At 69.0% G+C, this 12,894-nt stretch carries 12 protein-coding genes; all 12 read right to left on the bottom strand.

The window, feature by feature from the left end:
- Positions 1 to 5 precede the first annotated feature (5 nt).
- Positions 6 to 791 (bottom strand): DNA repair protein RecO, encoded by a 786-nt coding sequence (gene recO / locus Q0A34_RS05125; RefSeq protein ID WP_291478934.1) that lies wholly within the window; start codon positions 789 to 791, stop codon positions 6 to 8.
- 79 nt (positions 792 to 870) lie between these two features.
- Positions 871 to 1,422, bottom strand: a complete 552-nt coding sequence (locus Q0A34_RS05130; RefSeq protein WP_291478935.1) for a DUF4282 domain-containing protein — start codon at positions 1,420 to 1,422, stop codon at positions 871 to 873.
- 53 nt (positions 1,423 to 1,475) lie between these two features.
- Entirely contained in the window at positions 1,476 to 2,387 is a 912-nt protein-coding gene (gene era / locus Q0A34_RS05135) for a GTPase Era (RefSeq protein ID WP_291478964.1), read from the bottom strand.
- A gap of 58 nt (positions 2,388 to 2,445) precedes the next feature.
- Positions 2,446 to 3,888 carry a hemolysin family protein gene (locus Q0A34_RS05140; RefSeq protein WP_291478936.1) on the bottom strand — a complete coding sequence of 481 codons (1,443 nt, stop codon included), beginning with the start codon at positions 3,886 to 3,888 and terminating at the stop codon, positions 2,446 to 2,448.
- Positions 3,881 to 4,474 (bottom strand): rRNA maturation RNase YbeY, encoded by a 594-nt coding sequence (ybeY, locus tag Q0A34_RS05145; protein ID WP_291478937.1) that lies wholly within the window; start codon positions 4,472 to 4,474, stop codon positions 3,881 to 3,883. Before ybeY ends, Q0A34_RS05140 begins: the two co-directional genes overlap by 8 nt.
- Positions 4,471 to 5,547 carry a PhoH family protein gene (locus tag Q0A34_RS05150; protein ID WP_291478938.1) on the bottom strand — a complete coding sequence of 359 codons (1,077 nt, stop codon included), beginning with the start codon at positions 5,545 to 5,547 and terminating at the stop codon, positions 4,471 to 4,473. Before Q0A34_RS05150 ends, ybeY begins: the two co-directional genes overlap by 4 nt.
- Positions 5,548 to 5,620: 73 nt before the next feature.
- Complete coding sequence (locus Q0A34_RS05155) at positions 5,621 to 6,421, bottom strand: 16S rRNA (uracil(1498)-N(3))-methyltransferase (RefSeq protein ID WP_291478939.1); 801 nt, start codon at positions 6,419 to 6,421, stop codon at positions 5,621 to 5,623.
- Positions 6,422 to 6,444: 23 nt separating this feature from the next.
- Positions 6,445 to 7,590 carry a molecular chaperone DnaJ gene (dnaJ, locus tag Q0A34_RS05160; RefSeq protein WP_291478940.1) on the bottom strand — a complete coding sequence of 382 codons (1,146 nt, stop codon included), beginning with the start codon at positions 7,588 to 7,590 and terminating at the stop codon, positions 6,445 to 6,447.
- 86 nt (positions 7,591 to 7,676) lie between these two features.
- The gene (hrcA, locus tag Q0A34_RS05165) at positions 7,677 to 8,711 is read right to left on the bottom strand and encodes a heat-inducible transcriptional repressor HrcA (RefSeq protein WP_291478941.1); all 1,035 of its coding nucleotides are present in this window, start codon (positions 8,709 to 8,711) and stop codon (positions 7,677 to 7,679) included.
- Between the two features lie 62 nt (positions 8,712 to 8,773).
- Positions 8,774 to 10,018 (bottom strand): radical SAM family heme chaperone HemW, encoded by a 1,245-nt coding sequence (gene hemW / locus Q0A34_RS05170; RefSeq protein ID WP_291478942.1) that lies wholly within the window; start codon positions 10,016 to 10,018, stop codon positions 8,774 to 8,776.
- Positions 10,019 to 10,074: 56 nt separating this feature from the next.
- Entirely contained in the window at positions 10,075 to 10,740 is a 666-nt protein-coding gene (locus tag Q0A34_RS05175; RefSeq protein WP_291478943.1) for a hypothetical protein, read from the bottom strand.
- A 156-nt stretch (positions 10,741 to 10,896) separates the two neighbouring features.
- Positions 10,897 to 12,723 (bottom strand): long-chain fatty acid--CoA ligase, encoded by a 1,827-nt coding sequence (locus Q0A34_RS05180; protein ID WP_291478944.1) that lies wholly within the window; start codon positions 12,721 to 12,723, stop codon positions 10,897 to 10,899.
- Positions 12,724 to 12,894: the final 171 nt, after the last annotated feature.

Below are 12,894 nucleotides of genomic sequence, written 5' to 3' on the forward strand. Positions count from 1 at the left end.
GGGCGTCACAGGGCGGAGAACGCCCGGCACGGGGACTCCGTCTGATGACGCACGTGCGCGAGCAGCAGTTCATGGGCGGTCTCCAGCACGCGGTGGCCCTCAGGGCCCACGGCCACGGCAGCCACCGCAGCCAGGTCGCCGGGACGCCCCCGCGAGAGCAGCCACAGGACCCGGACTGACTGGGCGGGCGGGGTGGACGCCCCGGGCGGACGGCATGAGACGCACACCGCCCCGCCAGCCAGCGCATGGAAGGCGGAATGGGGCCCCGGGCGACCGCACTGGGCGCAGTCGACGAGACTGGGCGCCCACCCCGCCATACCCAGTGCCTGCAGGACGAACCGGTCGGCGAGAGTCCGGGGAGGCAGTGCCGCCGGTTCCGCCAGTGTCGCGAGCGCCACGTCCAGCCCCTCGAAGATGTGGCCCGCCTCCTCCACGGCCCCCTGGACCGTGAGCTCGGCCATCTCCAGCATCGCCACGCCCGCGTAGTAGCGGTCGACGTCGGAGCTGATCCTGGGGGCGAAGGTGTGCACGGTGGTGGCGTCGGTGACGTTCGCCAGCCCACCGTCAGGTTTCGACCGGTTCCGTCCCGGGTAGATCTGGACGTTCACCCGGCAGAACCGATCGAGACGGGCACCGAAGCGCGACTTCGACCGACGTACCCCCTTCGCCACCGCCCGGACAAGGCCGTGCTCCCGGGTGAGCAGGACAACGATGAGGTCCGCCTCGCCGAGTTTGTGGGTACGGACGACAAAAGCCTCGTCCCGGTACTGGGGACGAGGGCTTCTGGACATGACGACCAGTCTACGACGGCGGGCTGTACCCGGCCCGTACCAGGTCCGAACCGGACCCTTTACGGGGCGACGGTCTGCGTCAGTACCGCCGGGTCTGGCCGCCGCGCTGCTCCAGCAACCGTTGGTCGATCGCCTGGGCCGACTGCGCGATACGGATGTTGGAGAGGTAGAACTCCAGCATCATCCGCAGTGACATCAGCATGAACAACATGCCGACGCTGATGACGAATACCCCGAACAGCCCGAGGACGAAACCACCGACGCCGAACTCACTGGCGGGTGCGATGAGCGCGAAGAGGACGTACCCCACCCACAGCAGCGCGATGAACGCGAAACCGAGTGCGTAGGCGAACTTGATGATCGACGGCGTGGCGTAACGGGTGAAGCTGAAGTCGAACAGCGCCGAGAAGAAGGAGTCCTGCCCGGCCCCTCCACCGGGGGCCGTCGCGTAGACGGCAGGCTCCGGCTGCGGCTGGGCGCCGAACGACGGGAAGCCCTGCCCCGGGTCGGGGTTCGGGTTTCCCCCGGACGGGTTGCTCCACCGGTTGGCCCGGTACTCGCCGTTACCGTCATTACCGCCGTTACCGCCGTTGGCGTCACTGGGGCCGTTGCTATCACCGGGGGTGCTCATGAAGATCTCCTGGAAACATGGTGTCGGGACACACCGACACTATCACCACGCACTCAGAACCCCAGGCGACCCAGCTGCTTGGGGTCCGACTGCCAGTTCTTCGCGACCTTCATGCGCAGATCCAGGTAGACGTTCTGCCCCAACAGGTCCATCAGGCTCTGCCTGGCGTTGTGGATGATCCGCCCCCACCGCCGGTTGTCCTTGCCCCGGAGGATGCGCTTCTGCCCCTCGCGCTCCAGGAAGATCACCGCGTGGACGTCCAGCACACCCTCCCGGTCCTCCGACGGCAACACCTCGTCAACCTGGACGGCGACGGAGTGGGGCAGCTCGTCGTGCAGACCGGACAACGCCGCCTCGCGGATCAGTTCCGACATGCGGGTGTCACGGTCGTCGTCGGTGACGTGGTCGTCCGGGTAGAACTTCGGCCCTTCCGGCAGCAGTCGGGTGAAGACGTCGAGCAGGACGTCGAGCTGCACCTCGCCGGCGGCGGAGACCGGCACGACCTCTCCGCCGTCCAACAGGTCGTGCAGCGCCATCAGCTGGGCGCCGACCTGGTCCTTGGAGGCCTTGTCGAGCTTGGTGACGATACCCACGACCGGGGTCTTCGGCGCCGCCTTGCGCACCGCGTCGAGGATCCACCGGTCGCCCGGACCGATCTTCTCGTCGGCGGGGATGCACAGTCCGATGACGTCCACGTCGGCGTAGGTCTCCTTCACGACCTCGTTGAGCCGCTCACCCAGCAGCGTGCGGGGGCGGTGGAGACCGGGGGTGTCGACGACGATGATCTGGGAGTCCGGACGGTGCACGATGCCGCGGATCGGGTGCCGGGTCGTCTCCGGCTGGTCGGCGGTGATCGCGATCTTCTCGCCGACCAGTGCATTGGTCAGGGTCGACTTCCCGGTGTTGGGACGTCCGACGAAGCTGACGAACCCGCTGCGGAAGCCCTCGGGGGCGCTGAAGTCCACCGCAGGTGCGGCGACCGCGTCGGACGGGAGGTCGGACTCGTCGGGGAAATCGGGGCTGTCACTCATGGTGGGTCCTGTCTCTGGTGTCGTCGGGGACGTCGTCGTCCCGTGTGTGGTCGGCCCCCGTGCCGGGGTGTCTGTGAGTTTCCGGGTTCGTCTGGTCGTGGTCTTCGTCGTGTGTGTCGCCGGTGGTGCGGGTGGGCCGGGTCGGTCCGGAGACCACCACGGTGCGCACCTTGATCCGGCCGCGCCGGTCGCGCCCGCCCTCGCAGGTCAGGTGCAGTCCGGCGACGTCGAGCTCGGCGCCCGGAAGGGGCACCTTGCCGAGTTCGTAGGCGGCCAGGCCCGCGACGGTGTCGACCTCGTCGAGGATCTCGTCGGAGAACTCCAGGTCGACGTCCTCGTAGAGTTCGGCGAGGTCGTTCAGGCTCATCCACGCCTCCACGCGGTAGACCCCGTCGCTGATCCTCTCCACCGGGACATCGTCACCGTCGTCGTACTCGTCACTGATCTCGCCGACGATCTCCTCCAGGATGTCCTCGATGCTGACAAGTCCCGCGGTCCCGCCGTACTCGTCGATCAGCACGGCGATGTGCACCTGGTCACGCTGCATGTCCTCCAGGAGGTCGTCGAGGTTGCGGGAGTCCGGGACGAACACCGGCTCACGCATCAGCTCCCGGACGGGCACCGCACGGTCCGCCGCGGAGGCGTCGTAGGTCGCCGCCACCAGGTCCTTGAGGTAGACCACGCCGAGGACGTCGTCGACGCTGTCACCGACGACAGGCACCCGGGAGAGTCCGGACCGCACGCACAGCCGTACGGCCTGGGCGACGGTCTTGTCGTCCTCGATCCACAGGATCTCGGGCCGCGGCACCATGATCTCCCGGGCCGTGGTGTCCGCGAGGTCGAAGACCGACTGGATCATCCGGCGTTCGTCGATCTCGACGACACCACGCTCCTGGGCGATGTCCACCATCTCCCTCAGCTCGATCTCCGTGGCGAACGGGCCCGTGCGCAGGCCACGGCCCGGGGTCACCAGACCACCGAACCACACCAGCACCCGGGACAACGGCCCGAGGACCCTGCGCACCACGACCAGGACCGTCCCCGCGCGAAGGGAGACACTGTAGGGGTTGCGGCGTCCCACCGTACGGGACACCACACCGACGACCACGTAGATCAGCAGCGTGACGACCACGACCGACACGGCGATCGACCAGCTCCGGTCATGGACGGTGTCCAGGGCGGCGACAGTGACCAGCACCGCCGCCGAGGCCTCGCAGACGGTCCTCAACAGGACAAGGAGGTTGATGTAGTCAGGCCGGTCCTGCACGACCTGCAGCAGCCGCGACGATCCGGGCCGGTCGTCCTTGACCAGCGACTCCACCCGGGCGACCGACAGTGAGCCCAGGGCGGTCTCCGTGGCGGACAACACGCCCGCCAGTGGCAGCACGACCAGCAGCGCCACCACCGCGGAGAGGATGACGGAGAGGTCAGTCATCGGTGGGCGGCTCACTGAACGGCGGAGGGACGGGGTTCACCCACCGGTCCGTGCCGGCGTCCGAGGCACTGGGGAACGCCGCGGCACCACTGGGTTTCGGCCCGAACGAGATGCCGCGTTCGGCCTGGGAGTCGTACCAGTTGACCAGGATCTCGTTCTGCAGGGCGAACATGCGCTGCTCCTCCTCGGGGACGACATGGTCGAACCCGAGCAGGTGGAGCACACCGTGGACGGTCAGCAGGTCGAGCTCGTGCGCCAACCCGTGGCCGGCACGTTCCGCCTGGCCACGGGCGAACTCCGGGCACAGCATGATGTCGCCGAGCACCCCCGGCCCCGGGGGCGAGCCGTCCTTGCGGCCCCACCCCGGGGTCAGCTCGTCCATCGGGAAGCTCATCACGTCAGTGGGGCCGGGCAGGTCCAGCCACCGGACGTGCAGGTCAGCGATGGTATCCAGGTCCACGATGTGGATGGAGAGCTCCGCGGACGAGTGCACGTCGAGACTCCACAGGGCGAAGCGGGCGACGTCGATCAGCTCCTCCTCGTTGACCTCGCCGAACCCTGACTCGTTGAACACCTCGATGCTCACCGGTTCCTCCTCTCCTGACGGTCCTGGCGCGCCAGTTCAGCCTCCGCCGCCTGTTCCGCCTCATAACGTTCATAGGCCTGGATGATCCGTCCGACGAGACGGTGCCGCACCACGTCGGCGGTGTCGAACTCCGTCACCGTGACGCCGTCCACCCCGGACAGGATCCGGTGCGCCACACTGAGCCCGCTGGCCTGGTGGTTCGGCAGGTCGACCTGGGTGAGGTCGCCGGTAACGACGATCTTCGTCCCGAAACCCAGGCGGGTCAGGAACATCTTCATCTGGGCGGGGGTGGTGTTCTGCGCCTCGTCGAGGATCACGAAGGCACCGTTGAGGGTACGGCCGCGCATGTACGCCAACGGGGCCACCTCGATGACACCGGACTCGATGAGCCGGGGGATGGACTCGGAGTCCAGCATGTCCCGCAGCGCATCGTAGAGCGGACGCAGGTAGGGGTCGATCTTCTCGCCGAGGGTGCCCGGCAGGAAGCCCAGCTTCTCGCCCGCCTCCACCGCCGGGCGGGTGAGGATGATCCGGTTGACCTCCCGCTTCTGCAGCGCCTGCACCGCCTTGGCGACGGCGAGGTAGGTCTTGCCGGTACCGGCAGGACCGGTCCCCACCACCACGGTGGAGGCGTCGATGGCGTCGACGTAGCTCCGCTGGCCCACCGTCTTGGGCCGGATCACCCTGCCCCGGTGCTCGACGATGACCTCCCCGGTCACCGCGGCCATACCCGCCGACGGCACGGCCGCGTCCGCCGGCAGGGACTCCCTCGCCCGGGCGTCGGCGCGCCGGTCCGTCTCGTCGACCAGGTCGATGGTGCGGCGGGTGAGGTCCGGGGTCACCTCAGAGCCGCGGGCGGCCATCGCCTCGAGCTCGCGCAGCACCCTACGCGCCCGGGCGACCTGGGACGCCTCGCCGCGCAGGGTCACGTGGTTGCCCCGGCTGAGCAGGTCGGCGTCGATGTGGTCCTCGATGATGCGGAAGTTCTCGTCTGCCAGTCCCGACACCGTCTGAGCGGTGTCCGGGTCGAGCTCGACAGAGGTGGAGGCGATGCGCCGTGGTGGTTGCTTCAAGATACTTCCGGATTCTCCTGCGACGATATGGGGCACGTGGCCACGTGCTGACGGACGTGCTGATACATGAAGCTTAGCGTCCCCACCGCGTGGTGAGCACCCCGAGAGCCCCCAGCGCCACCGCCGCGGCCGTCGCGGTACGCAGCACCTCGGGCCCGAGCACCACGGCCCGTCCCGGACGGTGCCCCCCGGTGGAGGACGTGACGGCCCGGATCTCCCGGTCACTGACACCGCCCTCCGGACCGATGACGAGCACGACCTCGTCGACGTCGAGGTCGACCTGCGCCAGCGGTGTCGCCGCCTCCTCGTGCAGCACCAGGACCTGCACGGTAGGGCTGCCGGACGTGGCCGGGCCGTCCCACGGCCGTGGGGCGAGGTGTGCGTGGAGGTCGCCGATGTCCGGCAGCAGCTCGCCGACATGCGCGCCGGAGAGACGCCGGGACTGCTTCATCGCCGACACCGCGGTGGCCGTCCACCGCGCCCGTGCCTTGTCGGACTTCCCCGACTTCCCACCGGTCCAGCGGGACACGCAGCGGTCCGCCTGCCACGGGATGATCCGGTCCGCCCCGGCCTGGACGGCCAGGTCGACGGCGAGTTCCGCACGGTCGGACTTCGGGATCGCCTGGACCACCGTGACCCGCGGACGAGGCGGGCGCCCCTCGACCCGGTGCCGGCCGACGACGGTACCGTCGCCGTTCCAGTCCCCGGCGACACCGGTCCCTGAGCCGTCGGTCAGCACCACGGGCTCCCCCTGCCGCATCCGCTTCACCGAGGCGTGGCGCGCCTCCGCGTCGGGGAGGGAGAACACACCGGTGTCCCCGACCCCGGCCAGCTGGTCCACGAGGTCGGGGACGACGAAGACAGGGTCGGTCACTGTGCCGTCACCGCCGTCACCGTCTACCGGCCGAACTTCTGGCGCAACCGGGAGAACAGCCCGCCGGAGCGCTCGTCCTCGCTGGACTGCAGACCGGCGACCTGCCTGGAGGCGCCACGGAACTGCTCGAGCAGGTCCCGCTGCTTCTTGTCGAGGTCCGTCGGGACGCTGACGTCGACATGGGCGATGAGGCTGCCGTGCCCTTCCCGACGCAGGTGCGGCATTCCCTTGCCCTTCACCCGCACCACGGCCTCCGGCTGGGTCCCCGGCTCGACGGTGACGGTGGCCACGCTGTCGTCGAGCAGCGGCACCTCGACAGTGGTGCCCAGGGCGGCGTCAACCATGGGCACGTTCACGGTCACGTGCAGGTCGTCGGCGTCGCGCAGGAAATACGGGTGCTCCTTGACCTGCACCTCCACGTAGAGGTCGCCGGCGGGTCCGCCGCCGGGCCCGACCTCGCCCTCACCGGACATGCGGATCCGCATGCCGTCACGGATACCGGCGGGGATCTTCACCTCGATGTCGCGGCGTGCCCGCACGCGGCCGTCGCCGGCGCACTCCTGGCACGGGTCCTCGATGATCTCGCCGACACCCTGGCACCGCGGGCAGGCCCGGGCCACCTGGACGCGCCCCAGGATGGACTGCTGGATCTCCATGACCTGCCCCTGGCCGTGGCACGTCGGGCAGGTCACCGGGTCCGCCTTCGACTCCGAACCGGAACCGTCGCACTCCTCACACAGGACGGCGGTGTCCACGGTGACGTCCTTGGTGACACCGGCGAAGCACTCGTCCAGGGTCAGCTGGAGACGCAGGAGGGCGTCGTTGCCGGGACGCACGCGCGACACCCTCGGGCCGCCGCCTGCGCCACCGGCACCCCCGCCGAAGAAGGCGTCGAAGATGTCCCCGAAACCACCGCCGCCGAAGCCGCCGGGACCGCCCCCACCGGGGCCCTGCTCCTCAGGGTCCCCGCCGGCGTCCACGATCTGCCGCTTCTGCGGATCGGTCAGAACCTCCTGGGCCAGGGACACCTCGCGGAACTTCTCCGCGGCCTCCTCGGACGGGTTGACGTCCGGGTGGTACTTGCGGGCCAGGCGTCGGTAGGCCTTCTTGATCTCGGCGTCCGACGCGTCACTGCTGACGCCGAGAATTCCGTAGTAGTCACGTGCCAAGGTGGCTTATTCCTTCTCACCGTAATTGAAGTCTGACCGGAGCTCGGGGTGAGCCCCGGAAATCACCCCGACAAGTGTAGTACGTCCTACTCTCCGGCGAGAATGCGGGAGACGTAGTGACCCACCGCCTGCACCGAACTGATCGTGCCCGGGTAGTCCAGGTACGTCGGGCCCAGCACACCCATGCCCCCCATCACACCCCCCCGGGTGCCGTAGCCGGTGGAGACCACGGCCGCGGACTGCAGCTCGGCGGTGCCGTTCTCCTCCCCGATCGTCACACTGACCCCACGGTCGCGGGCCGCGGACAGCAGCCGGAGCACCACGACCTGCTCCTCCAGTGCCTCCAGCACGCTCTCCAGCTCCCCCGCCCGAACCAGGTTCGGCGTGCCCGCCAGGATCAGCCGGTCGGTGGGACGCTCCAGCATCGTCTCCACCAGCACCGTGGCGCATGTCAAGGCCGGCGAGCGGAGCTGAGGCGACACCCGGTCATCGTCGCCGGCGGCCATCTCGGCGATGGCCGCCGAGGCGTCGTCGAGCGTATGGCCGACGAGGGTCTCGTTGATCAGCTGCCGCAGCTTCGGCAGGTCCTCCTCCGCGAGCGGCTCACTGAGGTCCACGTTGCGCTGCTCCACCTGACCGGCGTCGGTGATCAGCACCAGCAGCAGGCGCGTGTCGGCGAGCTGCACGATCTCGCAGTGCTTCACCCGCCCCCGCCTCAGGTCGGGGATCTGCACCACGGCCACCTGGCGGGTCAGCTGGGCGAGCAGCTGCACACTGCGTCGCAGCACGTCCTCCATGTCCACCCCGTCCTCGAGGAAGCCGAGGATCGCGCGGCGCTCCGCACGACTCAACGGCTTGACCTGGGCGATGCCGTCGACGAAGGTGCGGTAGGCCTTCTCGGTGGGGATACGGCCGGAACTGGTGTGCTGCTGGATGATGTAGCCCTCGGACTCCAGCACCGCCATGTCGTTCCGGATCGTCGCCGAGGACACCCCCAGGCTGTGGCGCTCCACCAGGGCCTTCGAACCGACCGGCTCATGGGTGGCGATGAAGTCTGCGACGATGGCGTGCAGCACCTCGGCACGACGTTGCTCCGTACCGCCCATCGCCTTTCCTGCCATCAGGTCCACTCCTTTCCCGCTGTTCCCTGTGTGCACATTATGCCACCGGACCCGGCCAACCGTCAGGCCTCCTCGGCGAGGAGGATGTCGGTGATGATCCCGTCGGCCAGCAGACGGCCACGGTTGGTCAACCTGGTCCGGCCGCCGGTCCGCTCCAGCAGCCCCAGGCCCACATGGCGCTCCACGGCGGGACCCGCCGCCGCGAGCACCTCGTCCGGGAGTCCCTCGCTCAGCCGGAGCCCCAGCATCACCCGCTCGGTGTGCACGTCACCGGTCGACAACGGCTCGACGGTCGTCACCGGGCTGGTCGCCGGGCCCGACCCCGTGACGAGCGCGTCAGCGTAGCGACGGGGCAGCTTCGCGTTGACCAGCCGCGTCACCCCGCTGTGGTCCGGGGCGCCGGCACGTGTCCCCGCGTCGCCCACCGGGGCCACTCCCCTGCCGGTGACCGGGTCGTCGACCAGCCGGACGCACCCGTGGGCGCCGGGGCCCGCGCCCCACCACTGCCCCGAGCGCCAGTAGACCATGTTGTGGCGGCACTCGCCGCCCGGGCGGGACCAGTTCGACACCTCGTACCACCGCATGCCCGCCTCACGCAGCGCCAGGTCGATCATCCCGTAGCGGTCGGCGTAGACGTCCTCGTCCGGCTGCGGCAGCAGTCCCTTGCGCACCTTGCGGGCCATCGCCGTGCCGTCCTCCACGATCAGGGAGTAGGCGGAGACGTGGTCCACGCCGGTGGACAGGACCCTGTCGAGGGTGAGACGGAGGTCGTCGTCGGTCTCGGTGGGCGTACCGTAGATCAGGTCGAGGTTGACGTGCTCGAACCCCGCCGCCAGCGCCTCCCCGGCCGCCTCGGTGGCACGGCCCGGGGTGTGGGTGCGGTCCAGGACCTTCAGGACGTGGCCGGCGGCGGACTGCATGCCCAGGGAGATGCGGGTGTACCCCGCCTCGAGGAGGGTCTCGAAGAACTGCGGTGAGGTCGACTCCGGGTTCGACTCCGTGGTCACCTCGGCACCCGGCGCCAGGCCGAGGGTCCGCTTCACCGCCGACAGTACGCGCACCAGTCCGTCCGCCCCCAGCAGCGACGGCGTCCCTCCCCCGAGGAATACGGTGGACGGCGGCCCGGTGCGGTCCCAGTCCGCCGCCGCGAGTTCCAGCTCGACCTCCAGCGCCCCGAGGTACGTCGACATCGACGAGGAGCCCGACTCCCCCGGCGTGTAGGTGTTGAAGTCGCAGTACCCGCACCGGGTGCTGCAGAACGGCACATGGATGTACAGCCCGTACCGGTCGTCAGGAATGGAGGTCATTGGGACCATGCTATCGGTCCCGGTGCGCACCACCGAACCGGTCCGGCGCGCGACGGTCAGCCTGCGGCGACGCGGCGCGAACGGATCTTCGACAGCACCTGCTCCACCCGGGCCCGTTCCGCCAGGAAGCGGGGCGGGGCCTCGCCCCGCAGCTCGGCGACCAGGGCCGGGTGCTCACCGACGACGGTGGCCCGCCACTGCGCGACGACCTCCCGGGCGTGCTTCTCCGCCCGGGCCAGCGACTGGGGCAGCAGGACGCTCTGCTCCTCCACCGCCAGGCGGGTCTGCTCCACCGTCCACTCGGCGAGGTCCTCGAGCATGTCGGTGAGTTCGGCGTTGCGCCGCCGCAGGTTCACCCTCAGCGTGGCCGTGCTGACCATCGGCGCGGGAGCAGCCTCCACTGGGGTGACGGCGTGGTCACGCAGGAAGGACAGTGTGCGGCCGGGGTGGTTGTCGACGACAGTGGTCGCGGACAGGGAGCCGGAGCGGATGCCAGACACGAAGGCCTGGCGCAGACCGTTGAGCTCGGCCAGGGCGGCGCGGACCTCGGGCCGTCCCTGCGCCACGGCCTCGGAGAGCTCGAGCAGACAGTCGTCCACGAGCTCCCCGTCCCAGTCCGCCATGGCCTCGGCGAGGTTCTCGATGAGTTCGGCGACCTCGTCGCCGATGTCGTAGACACCCTGGGTGAGCTCGCGCAGTCGCAGGCGGGCGGCGTCGTGCACGGATGGCTCCTCTCAGCAGCGTCATGTAACTCGTCGGCGGATCATCGGGGGTCGCGACTGAAGGACAGTGTAGGACAAGGAGAACCCCGACCCAGGGAGGCTGGGCCGGGGTGGTGCCGATATTTGGGAGAACGCTGTGAACCCCCTGTTCAGGGACTACTTCGAGGTGTAGATCCAGGCGATGTCTTCGGCGAAGTGCTCCGCCACGGCATGGCGCTTCACCTTCATCGACGGGGTGACCTCGCCGTCCTCCTCGGTGAAGTCACGGGCGCAGATGCGGAACTTCTTGATTCCCTCGGAATGCGAGACGGTGTCGTTCGCCTCATTGATCGCGTCCTGGATCTCGGTGCGCAGCACGGGGTTCTTCGCCAGTTCCCTGACCGGGGTGTCCGCACTGACCCCGTTGCGCTTACGCCAGCCGACGAGGGCGTCCTCGTCGAGGGTGACCAGCGCGCCGACGAACTTCTCGTTGTCGCCGACGACCATGGCCTGGGAGATCAGCGGAGCAGACCGCAGGATGTCCTCCAGCGGGCCGGGTGAGACGTTCTTGCCGCCCGCGGTGACGATGATCTCCTTCTTCCGGCCCGTGATCTTCAGGTGGCCGGTCGGCAGGAGCTCGCCGAGATCACCGGAGATGACGAAGCCGTCCTCGGTGAACGAGTCCCGGGTCGCCTCCTCGTTCCTCCAGTAGCCGTCGAAGACGACGGTGCCCTTCATGAGGATCTCGCCGTCGTCGGCGATCCGGATCGTGTTGCCGCCGACCGGCTTGCCGACGGTGCCGATGATGTTGTCCGGCTCGAAGTTCACCGCGATCGCCGCGGTCGTCTCGGTCATGCCGTACCCCTCGTAGATACGCACGCCGATACCACGGAAGAAGTGCATCAGCTCGGGGTTGAGGGCGGAACCACCGGAGATGCAGTACTGGAGTTCACCACCCATCGCCTCCCTGACCTTGCCGTAGACCAGCTTGTCGAAGACGGCGCGACGGACCTTCTGCCCCAGCGTCGGGCCGGAGGCGGTGTCCAGGGCCCGGGAGTACTCCACGGCGGCCTTCTCCGCCAGGGGGAAGATCTTCGCCCCCAGCCCCCCGCCCTCGGCGGCCTTGGTCTTCACGCCGGCGTGGACCTTCTCGAAGACGCGCGGCACGCCCAGGATCAGGTGCGGCTGGGAGCGCTGGAACTCCGGGACCAGGGTCGACATGTCCGCCCAGTGGGACTGCGTGGCCCCACCGATGGTGGAGGCCAGGGAGACGGCACGGGAGAGCACGTGCGCCAGAGGCAGGAAGGTCAGCGTCCTGTTGCCCTCCACGGCGATGCCGCCGATAGGGTGGGTCAGGATGGCACGGGCCTCTCCCAGCCAGTTCGAGTGCAGCAGGCGGCAACCCTTGGGCCGTCCGGTGGTGCCCGAGGTGTACACCAGCGAGGCGAGGTCGGACGACTTCGTCCGGGCGATCCGTGCCTCGACCTCGTCGTCCGGGACGTCCCGGCCTTCAGCGACGAGGGTGTCCACGGCACCCTCACTGAAGGAGAGCACGCGGGTGAGGTGGGCGGTACCCTCCACCGGCTCGCCCTCCTTGACGAAGGTGCGCAGGCGGGTCGCGTGGCCGGACTTCTCGGCGATACCGATCTTGGCGCCCGAGTCCTGCACGATCCACTCGCACTGGGACGTGGACGACGAGGGGTAGATCGGCACGGAGACGGCGCCGGCGGCCATGATGGCGAAGTCCAGCAGAGACCACTCGTAGCGGGTGTCCGACATGAGTGCGACACGGTCACCGAACTCCACGCCGTTGGCGATCAGTCCCTTGGCGACGTCGTAGACCTCACGGAGAAACTCGTCCGCACGTACGTCGACCCACTCGAACTTCCGGGGACGGCTGTACAGGATCGTCTGGGGGCGCTTCAGGGTGTTCTCCCTGAGCACGGTCAGACAGGTCTCGTTCTCGCCGATGGTGTACAGCGCCTCCGAGGAGTACTCCTGCATGTCTCTCCAATCACTGTGTTCTCAAGAAGGTAGCCCGGATCACATCCGGGAACCAGTGTGTTCCGGAGCATGATCCTAGCCGATTTCTGTAGCGACACACACAAAAACGGAAATCCCGGTGAACCCCGGGAACCGGGGAGGCTCCGACGCAGGGGCGCTCAGGTGAGGTAG

The organism is Corynebacterium sp., from assembly GCF_022712195.1.
Lineage (GTDB): Bacteria > Actinomycetota > Actinomycetes > Mycobacteriales > Mycobacteriaceae > Corynebacterium.

Coding starts and splice junctions, on each gene's coding strand:
- recO (WP_291478934.1), bottom strand. CDS start 791: ATGTCCAGAAGCCCTCGTCCCCAGTACCGGGACGAGGCTTTTGTCGTC.
- Q0A34_RS05130 (WP_291478935.1), bottom strand. CDS start 1,422: ATGAGCACCCCCGGTGATAGCAACGGCCCCAGTGACGCCAACGGCGGT.
- Q0A34_RS05140 (WP_291478936.1), bottom strand. CDS start 3,888: ATGACTGACCTCTCCGTCATCCTCTCCGCGGTGGTGGCGCTGCTGGTC.
- hrcA (WP_291478941.1), bottom strand. CDS start 8,711: ATGGCAGGAAAGGCGATGGGCGGTACGGAGCAACGTCGTGCCGAGGTG.
- hemW (WP_291478942.1), bottom strand. CDS start 10,018: ATGACCTCCATTCCTGACGACCGGTACGGGCTGTACATCCATGTGCCG.
- Q0A34_RS05180 (WP_291478944.1), bottom strand. CDS start 12,723: ATGCAGGAGTACTCCTCGGAGGCGCTGTACACCATCGGCGAGAACGAG.